The following is a 15,564-nucleotide window of genomic DNA, read 5'->3' on the forward strand; positions in this document are numbered from 1 at the left end:
ATATGTTTTATACTGAATAGTCAAAAAGCTACTGTAGTACGAACAATCAAGGTGCGTAAGTGTTAGTAATGTTGTCCAACAAACCCACACATGAGTATTAAAGTTAATCGCAAAAGCATCCGGTTTAATAGTGATCCTAAGAGAGTGATTACCCGCTTCTTCTTCCCGGCACCCGAAACCCGCGTGCACTCTATTCTTCACAAGGTGGATCAAATGCCCGAACAAGCCGCAGGTTTAGTGTTGAATCAAACTTTACGAGAGTTTGCCGGCCGCCATAGGAACGTTTCCCGGATATTTAAGAAGCATTTCAAACGTGTTGTAGAATTGATGGATGGCGATATTATTGATATGGAGCATTTATCGCCCACGAAGAAATTGCTCATCGGTGCCTATTTCACTTCGGAATACTCCATAGAATCGGCCGCCTTTTTCAATCCTAGTATGGTGGAAGACCCCGATCAAACAGGCTTACGCATGGGTGAAAAACGTGTGATTATTAGCTTCCGTGCTACGGGGGAAGGACATATTTCTTCTATTGTATTCCGGGGTGGAGTGTTGGACGAAAACAACCACTTGGATATAATTCCCACCGGGCGCCTCATCGAGGAGGCGGAATTAATTCGCAATTATGTGTACGACAAAGAAGAATTCTTTTCCGGGCTTACGATCGATAGTCCTGTTGTGCAACAGTTAATGTCGGTACTCAACCGGGAATTCGATTATTACCAATTACATACGGCCATCGACGAACGATTGGCCGATAAAAATATCGACGAACATACCCGCAGTTTGCTCCACCGCATTCGTGCCATGGGTGATGCTTATTACGAAATCTCTTTTTCCTTAGATACAGGTATTAGCGACCGCGTAATTTTCCCTATTACAGCCGAAGAGCGTAACGGTATTGAAGATGCGCGCTTTGTGAAGTTTATGGATGAAGATGGACTTACCCGCTACTACGCCACTTATACGGCCTATAACGGGGTGGATATTCTACCACGACTAATTGAAACAAGGGATTTTTATAAATTCCGAATATTACCCATTCACGGGGAGCATATCAGGAATAAGGGGTTGGCCTTGTTCCCACGAAAAGTGAATGGTCGTTATGCTATGCTCGGCCGGATTGATGGTGTGAATAACTACGTCCTTTATTCTGATCATATTAATGTTTGGGATGAAGCTGTGCGCATCCAGGAGCCTATGTACCCATGGGAATTCATCCAGGTAGGTAATTGCGGTTCCCCTATTGAAACTCCTTATGGCTGGCTAGTAATTACACATGGTGTAGGTACCATGCGGAAGTATTGCCTAGGCGCTATTCTCCTCGATTTAAATGATCCAACGAAAATAATTGGGGAACTAACAGAACCCCTCATTTCGGCTAATGAAGAAGAACGCGAAGGTTATGTGCCGAACGTGGTATACTCTTGTGGTTCCATTGTGAATAACGAGGAATTGGTGATTCCTTATGCTATGTCGGATACTGCTTCCACTTATGCTACCGTTTCTATCAACGAGCTATTAAAGCGTTTACTTCCATCTGAATTCACTACCAACCAAGAAAAGCATGCTCACAAAGGACGTGTTTTAATTGTGGAAGATGAAGTGATGAGCCAACAAGTAATTGCCAATATCCTTAAACAAGCACACTATGAAGTGGATGTTGCCCCCGATGGTATTGCCGCGCTGATGAAAATCGCCAAGAATAATTTCGACTTAATTTTATCCGATATTTCCATGCCCAACTTCGACGGTTACCAATTACTCGACTTCTTACGCCAACATAATATCAATATCCCAGTCATGCTATTAACCAGTTATACGAGCGAACTCGACGAAGTGAAAGGGCTCGAAAAAGGTGCAGTAGAATACCTGCGTAAACCCGTTACGAAAGATGTATTGTTGTTGCGAATAGAAAAAGTGTTGGAAAAATTTACCTAATATTTGCAATGATTTTTTGCATGATGATGATACCATGATGCAACCTTTATCTCAATGTACTGTCTTTAATTTTATCTTACAATATTATTAAATGGATCGTATGTTGATGAAAAATTATTCCCCTTTCTTGTTAATATTCTTATTGTTTGCATTCAATAATTGTGGCGGGCAGAAGCGTATTCGTTCCACGGAATACACATACACAATACCTGCACAACTTGCAGATAGTATTGCCATTGGTAATCTACAAGAAGTGGGCATCGATTCTCTTCCCATTATTCAATTAACCCAATTAATACTGGCAGATACTTTCCCTAATATTCACAGCTTATTGATCTATAAGAACAATAAACTCGTATACGAAAACTATTTCGCTGGAAAAGATGAAGAAATAGGGAGGAAACTCGGTTATATCGAACATGGGTTAAACGACCTCCACGATTGCCGTAGCATCACAAAAAGCATTACCTCCGCCTGTATAGGCATTGCTGTTAAAAATGGCTTCATCAACAATATCGATCATCCTATTGCCTCTTACTTCCCCCAATACGCAAAGCATTTCACCGGTCAAAAACAACAAATCACGATCCGCCATTTACTCAATATGACCAGCGGCCTAGAATGGAATGAAGATATTTCTTACCGTGATCCACGCAATAGTGAATTACAAATGGACGGAAGTGCAGATCCTATTGAATTCATTATTAGCCGTAACATGGTAGCTGCACCGGGAACTACTTGGAACTACAATGGAGGTAATACACAATTATTAGCGCAAATCATACAAAAAGTAAGTGGTCAAAATATTGCTAAGTTCGCAGAACAGCATTTGTTCAAACCACTTGGTATACAGCAATACGAATGGAGATCATTATACAAAGATGTTCCTGCTGCCGCTTCTGGCCTACGTTTACGTTCGCGCGATTTACTGAAATTCGGCACCCTGTATATGCATGAAGGTGCTGGAATTGTTACGCCTAATTGGGTGAAACAGTCGTTACAAGAGCCCATCAAGCGCCCATCTAAGCGAGATAGTGATGCTGGTTATGGTTTTCAATATTGGACATACACCATTAATGGAATCCCCATTCAAGAAGCAAAAGGCAACGGGGGACAAAGAATTTTCTTCTGTCAACAATACCAACTGTTAGTAGTAATAACCGCGGGTAATTACAATAACTGGGATATTATAAACGATTCTAAAGCCGCATTTGAAAAGTATATTTTGCCGGCCATGCAATAATGCACTAGCCAGCTAGTATACCTGGTGTAAATTGCAATCCATGCAGGTTCTCGTAATTGGAAGTTTCGATTTGCTTTATCACTGCCCGTGTTACCATTAAGCCGTGAAATTGCCAGGCTGTACATGCATTATTTTCACCAGCTTCAATGGCCTCCTTTGCAATTTGTTGCCATGTTTGATGATCTCTAGGGGTAATGGTTCGCAATGAATGTCGAAGTATCCTTCAATATGTTTGCCTAGCACCCTATCATAAATAATAGCGGGTTTGGGTTGTAAATCTATCCTTATTATATTGGTTAATAAACGCAAAAAGCGTTCGCGTACAAGTACTGTATTCCTATATGGTATGATGTCTGAATCATCTCCAGCTACAATAACAAAGTAAGTTCCATCATCTAGTTTAGTGAGTGTTCTTCTTATAACATGTTCATCTATGGTCCATATTGGATAGTTGTGATCGATAAGAGAATTTTCATTTAGTATCATCTAGTTTACTTTTTCTTTTTCTTTTTCCATTCCGTTAATAATAATACGATAGCTACAAACGCTCCCGTACCGCAACCTATCCATAGTATCTCTTTCTCAATAGGATTAGCTGTTGTCCAACTCGAAGGCAAATAATCGCGGTTAAATGTAACTAATAACCAGCCAATTATAGCCGCTCTATACTGAGCATATAATAATGCACCTACCATATAAAAGCTAGTGCTCCATTTCCGGCGTAATGATTTGAACAAAGGAAATATCGCCGCTATCAACATAATCAGTATAGACGAAAGTATCGGTGCTAACCGTATATACTCAAACACCATTACCGCACCGGAGAAGTAAGGAAGCAATAACTCGCAACCATAAAAAGCAACATGTAAACAAATCAGGATCGAAGTCAGTACATTGGCTGTTGCAATGAATTGTGTGGAAAGTTTTTGTGGATAAACCTTAGTGATAACATAATAACCCAGCATAGCCAGGCAAAAGCCCGTTATCATATAGGGAAGGAAAACAGCAAAAGCGTACATAGGTAATAAGTATGAGATAAAAATACTTCTCTTATCACAATATTCTTCGCATAAAATGAATAATAACAAAATAGCTAAATGTCTGTTCGTGCGAATGTTCCTAAAAGTAAGTAGTATCACAACAAGCATGCGATGGTAACATCACACACTTGTTATGATACAAACATCGCCAGCATACTTATAACTTTCCCCATTTTTTCTTCCACTGTTCATAAGCAGTAGGTGGTATAAAATACATAGCAAAGGTGTTATCATTCAATGATAGCAATTCCGTGTCTACATATTCCATAAATTTTTGTTGGTCTTTTAAAGGAAACTGTTTGGAAGCTTGTTTGATATAATCATTCGCTTGTTGGATAGTCATTGCATTAGAAACGATATGAGTAATCAATGAATGGATTTCCCGAGTATACCTGAATTTAAATAATGCCGGTGCTTTTACAGTTTGGCGTATAGTTGCATAACGGGCAGCAGAACGTTCATACGCCCACATAAATACATCTTTTAGCAAGTCGACACGGTTAAGTTCATATACTCCCAAGGTGCCTTTGAGATACATATCCCGGTCTACTTCCACAAACGATAATGGGGATAGGTTGTGTTGATTGAGTGAAATATTTGCAGCTAGGCGCGATACGCGTTTATTTACATCGTCGAATGGTTGTAAATAGGGAAGGTGTACCATAAGAAAGAATGCTTGCTCAAATGGGTTTTTTATTGCATTTACTTTTGCTAGAATAATGTTGAACATTTCCTCCACTTGTTGAGGTATGGTTAAGGGGGTATATACAGAAGCGCCTATTCCTACCATTATCGTACGTAACCTGCCTCTCGCTTCATTATCCAGTAAATTGTCGGCTAATATAGCATGCAGGTTAGTGATGGTAAAACGATCAAACTTTATGTCATAAGGTGATTGAACAAGAAATTGAATGGCATACTTGTGGTTTAAAATCATTTGAGATTCCAGTACCGATTTATTATCGGCTGTTTTGCCATCTGCGATCAATAGGTGTGTATCTAGTAAGCTATATGTGTTATCTTCTAATCGACTCGAGTTCCAAGATAAATCTATCAAAAGTCTTTGTAGTATTTCTTTTGCATAAGTGCCTGGTAGTTGGTTAATGGCTGTTGTTTTACCTAAGCCAGCCAACTTTTCTAATTCTATAGCAGATAAATAGCTATCTATATTCGGGCGATACGATACTAAGAAGTCGGTATTGTAACCAACGGGTTTGCGCATAGTAATAGGCTGAGAAATTCGCCGTAATACATCCATGCCTTCCTGGGTTAAAGGGATAGATGGTGTACTTTCATCATGTAGTACATTCCCAAATACACCGGGCGAATAATAAGGTACCTGTTGAACAAGTTGATAGAACGTAGCACCGGGCCTTCCATTACTTTCTACGAGGCCTTGTGCTATCATTTTCGTTAACCTTCGTAATAACGTACGACGTTGTAATGATAAACCTGTAGACTTTTCAATATCCTCTATAGTAGCGCCGTAAGAATAGGTTTGAAGCGTGTTGCAAATCACACCAATTTCATAGTTGATGTTTGCCGGGGTTGGTTTCATTGTAAAGTATTAATTTGATAAATGTGTATTGAATGTACACGCGTATGAATTAATATTTACAATTAGGATAGTATATTTTGACTAATGCCCTAATACCCGCCATGGTAAAGAAAACAATTTTCACATGGCTATTATCCCATTATTGCACAGGAAAAAGCGTCAATATATATTAAAGATTTAAGTTTACGATATACATGAAATTTTGTTGACTTTAATTAAAGTTTACGATATACATGAAACTTATACAAAGGCCACTATATACTGAACGAGTAATTCCATTTATTCAAAAGGTGGTATTAAGGTGCTGACTGGCCAAAGGAGGGTAGGTAATAGTTATGTAATGCTTCAATTAATGGAACATATACGTAATACAGATCAGAAGGCTAACATTATTTATATTAATATGGAATTGGATAACTATATTCATATTAAGACGCATACAGACTTGAGTGCTTATCTTGAAGGTAAATTCATTGAAGATAAAAGCAATTATTTCTTAATAGATGAGGTGCGGGAGGTGCAGGAATTCGAAAGCAGTTTTGTCTTATTAATATGGATGAAAGCACTGCCGATAGAGAATTCGGTAATCTGCTAAAAATAGAAGACAATTATCCTAAGTATGTAATTACGTTAAATGATGTGTTTATTGGTCAGGGTAATAATGGAATAATTCAGCAAAATCTGATGGACTTCCTTACAAGCGAATTGTAAAAAATATTAAGATTGCAGATCTAAAAGAACAGGTCTGAAAACAAAAAAGGGTTACACATCGTGTAACCCTTTTTAAATTTTTCGTACCGCGTACGGGAATCGAACCCGTGATTCCTCCGTGAAAGAGAGGTGTCTTAACCCCTTGACCAACGCGGCATTTCAATTGAAATAACTCCATAGGCTTATGAAGCAAAATTATAGGTATAGAAACCGCTTGTACCGCGTACGGGAATCGAACCCGTGATTCCTCCGTGAAAGAGAGGTGTCTTAACCCCTTGACCAACGCGGCGGTTCCGTTATTGGGATTGCAAAGGTAATATTCTATTTCAAATTTCCAAAAAAAATATTGATAACTTAAATTTCTATTGATTAATCCCAGCATTGCTTGTAAATTCGCTACTCAATTTTTTCAACTTCAAATCACAGTGTAAAAATGGGAACTTCTCTTAAAATTGGTATCAACGGCTTCGGTCGTATCGGTCGCTTGGTTTTCCGCCAGATCTACAACATGCCAGGTATTGATGTAGTAGCTATCAATGACCTTACTAGCCCACAACAATTAGCTCACCTTCTTAAATATGATTCTGCACAAGGTCGATTTGAAACAGAAGTAAAGCATACCGACAAATCTATCATCGTGAATGGTGAAGAAGTTAACATATATGCACAAAAAGACCCTGCTCAAATTCCTTGGAAAAATCACGACATCGATGTAGTTATCGAATGTACTGGTTTCTTCGCGGATAAAGACAAGGCTTCTGCTCACTTAACTGCAGGTGCTAAAAGGGTTGTTATTTCTGCCCCAGCAACTGGCGATCTTAAAACAATCGTATTCAATGTTAACCACAACTTGTTAGACGGTAGCGAAACAGTTATCTCTTGTGCTTCTTGTACAACAAACTGCTTGGCGCCAATGGCAAAAGCGTTGAACGATAACTACACGATCTTAGTAGGTTCTATGACAACCGTTCACGCTTACACGAACGATCAAAACACATTGGATGCTCCACATCCAAAAGGTGACTTACGTCGTGCTCGTGCAGCTGCTCAAAACATCGTTCCTAACAGTACAGGTGCTGCAAAAGCGATCGGCTTAGTATTACCAGAATTGAAAGGTAAATTAGATGGTAACGCACAACGTGTTCCAACTATCACAGGTTCATTAACTGAATTAACTGCAGTAGTATCTAAGAAAGTAACTGTTGAAGAAGTAAACGCTGCTATGAAAGCTGCTTCTAACGAATCTTTCGGTTACACTGAAGATGAAATCGTAAGCTCTGATATCATCGGTATCCGCTTCGGTTCTTTGTTCGATGCAACACAAACGAAAGTAATCACTGTTGGTGACAACCAATTAGTGAAAGTAGTTTCTTGGTACGATAACGAAATGAGCTACGTTTCTCAATTGGTTCGTACTGTGAAATTCTTCGCAGAACAAATCCAAAAATAAGCTACCTATTATCGCTTAGGCGGTGCGCAAATCACCGCCTTGGGGCGATAAAATTCATACACCACCGCGCAAACGCCCAGTTTATTGTAGTTCTTACGCCAGCCTAAATTGTGCGTAGCAATTGCTATAACCAGGTCGCTTACGCGGTTTTTTGTTTCATGTTATAAATACCTGGTATAATTATGAGCCAATTCTCCACTCACAACTTCAGTGGCCAAAAAGCCCTCGTGCGCGTAGATTTCAACGTGCCGCTCAACGATAAGTTCGAGATCACCGACGATACACGTATGCGCGCCGCAGTGCCTACCATCCAAAAAATCTTGAAAGACGGTGGCGCTGTTATTTTAATGTCGCACTTAGGACGACCAAAAGATGGTCCTACCGATAAATACTCTCTTAAACACCTTACTTACCACCTCGTTAAATTACTCGGCGGTACTACGGTTAAATTCGCTGAAGATTGCGTAGGTGAAGTAGCTACTACTGCCGCAGCTAATTTGCAAATGGGCGAAGTATTGTTGTTGGAAAACTTACGTTTCCATAAACAAGAAGAAAAAGGTGACCGCGATTTCGCACAACAACTCGCTACTTTAGGCGATGTGTATGTGAACGATGCGTTCGGTACTGCTCACCGTGCACACGCTTCTACAGCAATTATTGCTGAATTCTTCCCTAGCGATAAACGCATGTTTGGTTTATTGATGGAAGCTGAAGTGGGTAACGCTGAAAAAGTAATGCACAATGCAGAAAAGCCTTTCACGGCTATTTTAGGTGGTGCGAAAGTGAGCGATAAAATCCTCATTATCGAAAACTTGATGGATCGTGCCGATAACATCGTAATCGGTGGTGGTATGGCTTATACCTTCTTCAAAGCAATGGGCCACGAAATTGGCGGTTCTTTATGCGAATTGGATAAGTTAGACCTCGCGAACGAATTAATCGCTAAAGCGAAAGCAAAAGGCGTTAAATTGATTTTGCCGGTAGACTCTATCGCAGCCGACAAGTTCGCTGCCGATGCTAACACGCAAACAGTAGATAACACCAATATCCCAACCGGCTGGATGGGCTTAGACATTGGCCCTAAAGCGATCGCGGAAATCAGCGAAGTAATCGCTAACTCTAAAACAATCTTATGGAACGGCCCAATGGGCGTGTTCGAAATGCCTGCCTTCCAAGCCGGTACTAAAGCGGTAGCAGAAGCTATCGTAGCAGCTACTGCAAAAGGCGCATTCTCGCTCGTGGGTGGCGGCGACTCTGTAGCGGCTGTTAACTTATTCGGTTTCGCCGATAAAGTTAGCTACGTATCTACAGGCGGCGGCGCTATGCTCGAATACTTCGAAGGCAAAACCTTACCTGGTATCGCAGCTATCAAAAACGCATAATCTTATTTCAATACACTCTTATTGGGAATATACCCCGTGCAGCTAGCCTGCCCGGGGTATTGTTTTATAACTCATTGATAAGCCTATCCCTTACATAGCCCGACCCTATCCTAAGCCTATCTCCAGCCTATCTTTACCCTATCTAAACCCTATCTAAAGCCTATCCTAAGCCTATCTCAAGCCTATCTCCACCCTTTGCCAGCTTGAGTTTCGCCATTTTTGCCCTTTTAACGAACTTATTCACAAGTAATTACAAAAAGCCTGCTCAACAGAATTTCACTTTTTTCGCAGTGAAAACGCCTGTTTGTGCTCTTTGTTTCGGTCATTTTCCGAGAGTTTCCCAGGGCTTCACCGACATCTCACCGACTCTCCACCGACTCGTACCCAGTATTTGTAAGGGGTTAGTAAGCCTTTTATCGACACTTTTCCGACATTTTGCCCACTTTTCCCAGTGTTTTCAAGGGCTCAGTAAGTCGTTTGTCGACATTTTTATGCTGAAAGCCTTGATTTTACTCGATTTTTTGAGTGTACTTCATAACGCAGTAATGGCAAAAAACGGCATTTTCCGGCACATTCCGGCATAAACCGGCACTTTTCGGCATTATTCGGCATAAACCGGCATAAAGCGGTTAAAAGCGGCACATTCCGGCACGCCGTTTTTTAAAACCAAAGGCTTGGCCTACATTCGTTGAGTAACCGGTGTAAGTTCTTTGACATGATTGTTTGTTTCCGCCAACTAGGAATAGCAAAGGGGCTGTAGTGGTAGATTGTCGCTACTATGTAAAGGGCACATGGTTGATGTGTTTAGCTGCTTTGAACACAGCCCAATAGCGCCAAATCCTACAAACGGAGCGCCGCAAGTAAAGTAGGTGAGAGGTGAAAACGCTCACACCCATCACCCTCAAATACAAAAGCCACCTCCGAAGAGATGGCTTTTGTCCCAATTAAATTCAATGATTGCTCACTGTTTATTTACTTAACTCCGCAAAGTGTTTGTGGAAATAAGGTATAGTTTCGATGCCTTTATAGAAATTGGCTAAATCATATTTCTCGTTCGGCGAGTGCAAGTTATCACTATCTAGGCCAAATCCAAGTAATACAGTTTTCAATCCTAAAGTTTTTTCGAATAAGGCTACAATCGGAATACTACCGCCACCTCTTACTGGAATAGGGGCTTGACCGAATGTAGATTCGATGGCTTGGCTAGCCGCTTTGAAAGCGATGCTGTCTGTTGGTGTTACATAAGGGCTACCACCGTGGTGTGCCGTTACTTTCACTTGTACAGATTTAGGTGCAATAGCTTCAAAATGTTTTTTGAAAAGCTCGGAGATGTTAATCCAATCTTGCCCAGGTACTAAGCGCATAGAAATTTTCGCAAACGCTTTAGATGGCAATACTGTTTTTGCTCCTTCGCCAGTGTAACCACCCCAAATACCGTTCACTTCCAAGGTAGGACGAATACCGGTACGCTCAATAGTGGTATAACCTTTTTCACCCCATACATCGTTCACGCCTAAGTCTTTCTTGTACTCTTCTACGTCGAACGGTGCTTTGTTCAAGGCTTCTCTCTCGGCTGCCGATAATTCTACTACACCATCGTAAAAACCAGGGATCGTGATATGGTTGTTTTCGTCGTGTAATGAAGCTATCATTTTAGCTAAGATCGTAGCAGGGTTCGCTACAGCACCACCGTATACACCTGAGTGTAAATCGCGGTTAGGGCCGGTTACTTCTACTTCCATATACGCCAAACCACGAAGGCCGGTGTCGATAGAAGGTGTTTCCAAGCTAATCATTGAGGTATCGGAAATCAATACCACGTCGGCTTTTAAACGTTCTTTATTTTGCTCGAGGAATGGACCCAGGTTCGATGAACCTACTTCTTCTTCCCCTTCAATCATAAACTTAATGTTGCAAGGCAAAGTATTCGTAGCCATTAAGGTTTCGAATGCTTTCACGTGCATGTAGAATTGTCCTTTATCATCGGCGCTACCGCGGGCGTAGATTTTACCGTCTTTAATAACGGGCTCGAACGGACCGCTATGCCATAAATCCAATGGATCTGGCGGCTGTACGTCGTAGTGACCGTATACTAATACTGTCGGCAAAGCCGGGTCAATGATCTTTTCGCCGTAAACAATGGGGTGACCGGGCGTTGGGCACACTTCCACGTTATCTGCGCCAGCTTTTATCAATTGCTCTTTTACCGCTTCAGCACAACGTTTTGTATCGTCGTTATGACGTGAATCTGCGCTTACAGAAGGGATTCTCAATAAATCGAGTAATTCTTGCAGGAAGCGATCTTTGTGTTGTGCTTGGTATTCTTTCCAAACTTGCATGATGCTATGATTAATCGTTCACAATGGGTGCAATTTAAAGGAAAATGACAACCCAATGCGCGATCAGTAAAAAAATCGGTGGAGAAAGTACTATGAAATTAATTTTTGGCGGAGCAGGAACTCTAGCTTTTCATTCACATCCAATAACTTCTCGGTTAACTCGCGGTTTTCTTTACGCAAAGCATATACTTCATACGCCTTTTCGATATTGTGTTTCAGCTCATCTTCGTTCCAAGGCTTAGAGAAATATTTATACACTTGGCCTTTGTTAATGGCATCAATCACCGCGTTAATATCGGCATAGCCGGTTAACAATATGCGGATAGGTTCCGGGTACTTGTCAAGAATAGACTCGAAAAACTCGATCCCCGTCATCTTTGGCATTCTTTGATCGGAGATAATAATGTGAAATTCATTCGTTTCTAAAATCTTGTAAGCGTCTTCGGCAGATTCTGCTGTTGTAACGGTATACAATCTTCTGAATGAAGCCTTAAAAGCATTCAAGTTATGAATTTCATCATCAATGTATAGGATGCGAATATGTTGAGCACTCATTCTAATTAGGTGGTAGTACTGGCTAGTAATTTAATAAAAATTAATGAGTTACAAACAATGAAATCCACTGGATTGTTAATTAAACGGAAGCGTATGCTGAACGTGCGAAATGTTGTCGGCTACTCAAGATACAATTCACTGTATTCAAATGTACGTAATCATATAAATAATTCACATTGAATTTGTGCAATTTGGAGATTCCACCCAACAAATTAAGTGAAATTAACATTACATTTAGACTGAATATGAGAGAAGTATGTTGAATTTTACGTAATTTCAATCAGTTCGTTACAATAACCTTTTATCTGTATACAATTTAAATTTAGGAATATGAAAGCTGGTATTATTGCCATTGTTGTATTAGTTCTCCTAGGATTCGTCGGATGTAACAAATACAACAGTTTAGTAAAATTGGAAGAAAATGTGAAGCAAAAGTGGGGTCTCGTGGAAACACAATACCAACGCCGTGCAGATTTGATCGACAACCTCGTAGCTACTGTTAAAGGAGCTGCTAACTTCGAACAATCTACACTTACGCAAGTGGTAGAAGCACGCGCAAATGCTACGAAAGTGCAAATCAATGCCGATGATCTTACACCAGAAAAAATCGCAGAATTCCAGAAAGCACAAGGCGCCTTAAGTCAATCTTTAGGTCGTTTATTAGCCGTAGCAGAAAGCTACCCAACCTTGCAATCTGTACAAAACTTCCGCGACTTACAAGCACAAATTGAAGGTACAGAAAACCGTATCGCTACCGTAAGAGGCGATTTCAACGTATCTGTTACCGAATACAACAAAGCCGTGCGCGTATTCCCTGGTAACATTATCGCAGGTATCAGCGGGTTCAAACAAAAAGGTTATTTCGCCTCAGACCCAGGTGCTGAAAAAGCGCCGAAAGTTGACTTCGGTAAATAATCGTTTTTCACATATAGCATTTTTAGGAAAGGGAATAGCGTATGCTTTCCCTTCCTTTTATTTATTGCCTCTTAATTTATTACCTATGGGTTTATTTTCCTTGGGAAAGAAAAAGCCACTCTTCAACGACCAAGAACAAGCGCACATCGTACAAGCGATCCGCATTGCCGAAAGACTTACTTCCGGCGAAATTAGGGTGTACGTGGAAAGTCGTTGCACCTACGTCGACCCGATCGACAGGGCCAAAGAAGTGTTTGCAGGATTGGGAATGAACCAAACGAAACATCGTAACGGGGTATTGTTATACCTCGCACTCGCCGATCACCAATTCGCTATTTTCGGTGATGAAGGTATTCATACGAAAGTTGGCCAAGATTTCTGGCATAAAGAAGCCCATCTTTTACGCACGCATTTCGGTGCCGAACAAATTATTGAAGGTATTTCTGCTTGTGTGAAGGAAATAGGAGAATCGTTACAACAACATTTTCCTTACGATAACGAAGATGATAAGAACGAATTACCCGATGATATCGTGTTTGGCCATTAACAACCAACACGCCCGGGTATATTATTGATCCAGCAGATTAACATCATGAAGATATTACGCAGGTTTTTAGCAAGCCTATTTTTAATAGCTACGGTACTGCAAGTATCGGCCCAGAACATCCCTTCTCCACCAAAGCCTTGGCAATTGGTGAACGATTACGCAGGCTTATTACTGCGTACGGAAGATGAACAACTCGAAGCCAAATTAAGGGCCTATGAAGATTCTACTTCCACCCAAATAGCCATCGTAACGGTAAACGATTTAGATGGTTACGATGTACACGACTATGCCTTGAAGTTATTTCGTGATTGGGGTATTGGAACAAAAGAGAAGAATAACGGGTTATTGATATTAGTGTCGAAGAATGATCGTAAGATCAAGATTATGACCGGCATGGGCTTAGAAGGGGCTGTTCCCGACGCCATTGCCAACCGGATCATACTAAACGTGATCCAACCAAATTTTAAAGCAGGACATTATTACCAAGGCTTAGATGAAGCCACGGATTTAATCATAAAAGCAGCAGCCGGCGAATACAAAGGCATCCCACGCAAAAAGGATAGTGAAGGAGGCGGTGGCTTCCTCATTATTTTAGTTATTATCATCATTATTGTGGCCCTCGCATCACGTGGTGGTCGCGGTGGTGGCGGAACGTACAGCCGTAGAGGCTGGGGCGGCCCTATCATTGGTGGTTTTGGCGGCTTCGGTGGTGGCGGTGGATTCGGAGGCGGTAGCAGCGGCGGTTTCGGAGGAGGCTCCGGTGGCTGGGGCGGTGGTTCCAGTATCGGTGGCGGTGCCTCGGGAAGCTGGTAAGCAATTTGCTGCAGGTGAATGATGAACGCTTTCGTTCCATTGAAAAATAATTAACCATGCGATACTTACACATTCTGAATGGAGATGCAATGCTAGCCACTTTCCAAGAAAGCGGGATACCCGGCGAAGTGGTCATTTGTAGAGAAATGCTATGTGAAGGTCGCGTGACGGACGCGCCGAACGTACTTACCTTTTTCGAAGAACGTTCGGTGCATGTCCAACAAGTATATGGCATCGACCAGCAGATTTACCAAACGCGCGTAGTGGAAGAATTCTTAAAACTCCACAACGCGAAAGATTCGGATGAAATCGTTTTGTGGTTCGAATTCGACTTGTTCTGCCAAATCAACCTCTTATTCTGCCTACATTACTTACAACAACTCCCCACCAACTTTTCAAAAATCAGCATTGTTTCCGTTGGCGATGAACCCAATACGCAAAACTTTAAAGGCCTAGGCTCCGCTTCCGCCCAGCAATTACAAACACTCTTCGAACAACGCAAGGAAGTAAAGGACGATGATATTATGCTCGCTACCCGCGCTTGGCAAGCCTATTGCGGCAACAATCCATTCGCCATCGAAGCGTTGGTAACAGAAACATCACCCGCTTTGCCTTTTCTCGGTACAGCTTTGGCTGCACACTTACAACGCTTGCCCAATACGTTTAACGGGTTGAATATTATTCACCAGTTTTTCCTGCATCGCTTAGCATTAGGACAAGCCCGCTGGTACGACTTATACCAACTCTTCTGGAACGAACTGCGTATTTTGGGATTCGGCGATTTTCAACTCGATATATATTCACAACGTATGCGTCATGCGGGCGTAATGGAAAGTAAAGACCAAATGTTGGCCATCACCTCTTTGGGGAAGGAAGTACTATCGGGTGAGGAAAATTATTTACACTATGCCGATTTTCAACAAATCTGGCTCGGGGGCATTCACTTACATAAAACCCCGTTCCGCTATCATAACGATACAAATGAAGTGGTAACCATCGACCAAGTGGCCCAATAAAAAACGGCCTCTACAATATCGTAAAGACCGTTTACATACTTTCAAATTATA

At 41.3% G+C, this 15,564-nt stretch carries 14 protein-coding genes and 2 tRNA genes; 9 read left to right on the forward strand and 7 right to left on the reverse strand.

What is annotated here, in order from left to right; genetic code table 11:
• Window positions 1–90: 90 nt before the first annotated feature.
• Complete coding sequence (locus LX64_RS15605; RefSeq protein ID WP_111598594.1) at window positions 91–1,944, forward strand: glycoside hydrolase family 130 protein; 1,854 nt, start codon at window positions 91–93, stop codon at window positions 1,942–1,944.
• 100 nt (window positions 1,945–2,044) lie between these two features.
• The gene (locus LX64_RS15610) at window positions 2,045–3,187 is read left to right on the forward strand and encodes a serine hydrolase domain-containing protein (protein ID WP_158538637.1); all 1,143 of its coding nucleotides are present in this window, start codon (window positions 2,045–2,047) and stop codon (window positions 3,185–3,187) included.
• A gap of 96 nt (window positions 3,188–3,283) precedes the next feature.
• On the opposite strand, the gene LX64_RS15615 is transcribed toward LX64_RS15610, so the two are convergent.
• From LX64_RS15615 to LX64_RS15625, 3 genes are all read right to left on the reverse strand, one after another.
• Window positions 3,284–3,673, reverse strand: coding sequence for a hypothetical protein (locus LX64_RS15615; RefSeq protein ID WP_111598596.1), 390 nt, complete (start codon window positions 3,671–3,673; stop codon window positions 3,284–3,286).
• Between the two features lie 5 nt (window positions 3,674–3,678).
• Window positions 3,679–4,206 carry a hypothetical protein gene (locus LX64_RS15620; protein WP_111598597.1) on the reverse strand — a complete coding sequence of 176 codons (528 nt, stop codon included), beginning with the start codon at window positions 4,204–4,206 and terminating at the stop codon, window positions 3,679–3,681.
• 178 nt (window positions 4,207–4,384) lie between these two features.
• Window positions 4,385–5,785, reverse strand: coding sequence for a Fic family protein (locus tag LX64_RS15625; RefSeq protein ID WP_111598598.1), 1,401 nt, complete (start codon window positions 5,783–5,785; stop codon window positions 4,385–4,387).
• Between the two features lie 301 nt (window positions 5,786–6,086).
• Here LX64_RS15625 and LX64_RS26495 point away from each other — a divergent pair, with 301 nt between their 5' ends.
• Window positions 6,087–6,380 carry an AAA family ATPase gene (locus LX64_RS26495; RefSeq protein WP_158538638.1) on the forward strand — a complete coding sequence of 98 codons (294 nt, stop codon included), beginning with the start codon at window positions 6,087–6,089 and terminating at the stop codon, window positions 6,378–6,380.
• 200 nt (window positions 6,381–6,580) lie between these two features.
• On the opposite strand, the gene LX64_RS15635 is transcribed toward LX64_RS26495, so the two are convergent.
• A tRNA-Glu gene (locus LX64_RS15635) sits at window positions 6,581–6,652 on the reverse strand.
• A 61-nt stretch (window positions 6,653–6,713) separates the two neighbouring features.
• Window positions 6,714–6,785 (reverse strand) — tRNA-Glu (locus tag LX64_RS15640).
• A 144-nt stretch (window positions 6,786–6,929) separates the two neighbouring features.
• Here LX64_RS15640 and gap point away from each other — a divergent pair.
• Together gap and LX64_RS15650 are read left to right on the forward strand one after the other, a co-directional pair.
• On the forward strand, window positions 6,930–7,946 hold the full coding sequence (gene gap / locus LX64_RS15645) for a type I glyceraldehyde-3-phosphate dehydrogenase (RefSeq protein ID WP_111598600.1): 1,017 nt from the start codon (window positions 6,930–6,932) through the stop codon (window positions 7,944–7,946).
• 182 nt (window positions 7,947–8,128) lie between these two features.
• The gene (locus LX64_RS15650) at window positions 8,129–9,328 is read left to right on the forward strand and encodes a phosphoglycerate kinase (protein WP_111598601.1); all 1,200 of its coding nucleotides are present in this window, start codon (window positions 8,129–8,131) and stop codon (window positions 9,326–9,328) included.
• 968 nt (window positions 9,329–10,296) lie between these two features.
• Here the strand turns inward: LX64_RS15650 and LX64_RS15655 are convergent.
• Complete coding sequence (locus LX64_RS15655) at window positions 10,297–11,667, reverse strand: dipeptidase (protein ID WP_111598602.1); 1,371 nt, start codon at window positions 11,665–11,667, stop codon at window positions 10,297–10,299.
• Between the two features lie 90 nt (window positions 11,668–11,757).
• Window positions 11,758–12,222, reverse strand: a complete 465-nt coding sequence (locus LX64_RS15660) for a response regulator (RefSeq protein WP_111598603.1) — start codon at window positions 12,220–12,222, stop codon at window positions 11,758–11,760.
• A 330-nt stretch (window positions 12,223–12,552) separates the two neighbouring features.
• Here LX64_RS15660 and LX64_RS15665 point away from each other — a divergent pair, with 330 nt between their 5' ends.
• The 4 genes from LX64_RS15665 to LX64_RS15680 all read left to right on the forward strand — a co-directional run bounded on the left by LX64_RS15665 (window position 12,553) and on the right by LX64_RS15680 (window position 15,513).
• Window positions 12,553–13,137, forward strand: a complete 585-nt coding sequence (locus LX64_RS15665; protein ID WP_111598604.1) for a LemA family protein — start codon at window positions 12,553–12,555, stop codon at window positions 13,135–13,137.
• 85 nt (window positions 13,138–13,222) lie between these two features.
• Window positions 13,223–13,684, forward strand: a complete 462-nt coding sequence (locus LX64_RS15670) for a TPM domain-containing protein (protein ID WP_111598605.1) — start codon at window positions 13,223–13,225, stop codon at window positions 13,682–13,684.
• A gap of 45 nt (window positions 13,685–13,729) precedes the next feature.
• Window positions 13,730–14,497, forward strand: coding sequence for a TPM domain-containing protein (locus tag LX64_RS15675; protein WP_111598606.1), 768 nt, complete (start codon window positions 13,730–13,732; stop codon window positions 14,495–14,497).
• A 56-nt stretch (window positions 14,498–14,553) separates the two neighbouring features.
• On the forward strand, window positions 14,554–15,513 hold the full coding sequence (locus LX64_RS15680) for a hypothetical protein (RefSeq protein ID WP_148707340.1): 960 nt from the start codon (window positions 14,554–14,556) through the stop codon (window positions 15,511–15,513).
• Window positions 15,514–15,564: the final 51 nt, after the last annotated feature.

It is taken from the genome of Chitinophaga skermanii (assembly GCF_003259335.1).
Taxonomy (GTDB): Bacteria; Bacteroidota; Bacteroidia; order Chitinophagales; family Chitinophagaceae; genus Chitinophaga; species Chitinophaga skermanii.

What these genes read in the sequence shown, in the direction of transcription:
- LX64_RS15615 (WP_111598596.1), bottom strand. Translation starts at nt 3,673, where the DNA reads ATGATACTAAATGAAAATTCTCTTATCGATCACAACTATCCAATATGG.
- LX64_RS15680 (WP_148707340.1), top strand. Translation starts at nt 14,554, where the DNA reads ATGCGATACTTACACATTCTGAATGGAGATGCAATGCTAGCCACTTTC.
- LX64_RS15610 (WP_158538637.1), top strand. Translation starts at nt 2,045, where the DNA reads ATGTTGATGAAAAATTATTCCCCTTTCTTGTTAATATTCTTATTGTTT.
- LX64_RS15665 (WP_111598604.1), top strand. Translation starts at nt 12,553, where the DNA reads ATGAAAGCTGGTATTATTGCCATTGTTGTATTAGTTCTCCTAGGATTC.
- LX64_RS15655 (WP_111598602.1), bottom strand. Translation starts at nt 11,667, where the DNA reads ATGCAAGTTTGGAAAGAATACCAAGCACAACACAAAGATCGCTTCCTG.
- LX64_RS15625 (WP_111598598.1), bottom strand. Translation starts at nt 5,785, where the DNA reads ATGAAACCAACCCCGGCAAACATCAACTATGAAATTGGTGTGATTTGC.
- LX64_RS15675 (WP_111598606.1), top strand. Translation starts at nt 13,730, where the DNA reads ATGAAGATATTACGCAGGTTTTTAGCAAGCCTATTTTTAATAGCTACG.
- LX64_RS15660 (WP_111598603.1), bottom strand. Translation starts at nt 12,222, where the DNA reads ATGAGTGCTCAACATATTCGCATCCTATACATTGATGATGAAATTCAT.
- LX64_RS15650 (WP_111598601.1), top strand. Translation starts at nt 8,129, where the DNA reads ATGAGCCAATTCTCCACTCACAACTTCAGTGGCCAAAAAGCCCTCGTG.
- gap (WP_111598600.1), top strand. Translation starts at nt 6,930, where the DNA reads ATGGGAACTTCTCTTAAAATTGGTATCAACGGCTTCGGTCGTATCGGT.
- LX64_RS15670 (WP_111598605.1), top strand. Translation starts at nt 13,223, where the DNA reads ATGGGTTTATTTTCCTTGGGAAAGAAAAAGCCACTCTTCAACGACCAA.
- LX64_RS15620 (WP_111598597.1), bottom strand. Translation starts at nt 4,206, where the DNA reads ATGTACGCTTTTGCTGTTTTCCTTCCCTATATGATAACGGGCTTTTGC.
- LX64_RS15605 (WP_111598594.1), top strand. Translation starts at nt 91, where the DNA reads ATGAGTATTAAAGTTAATCGCAAAAGCATCCGGTTTAATAGTGATCCT.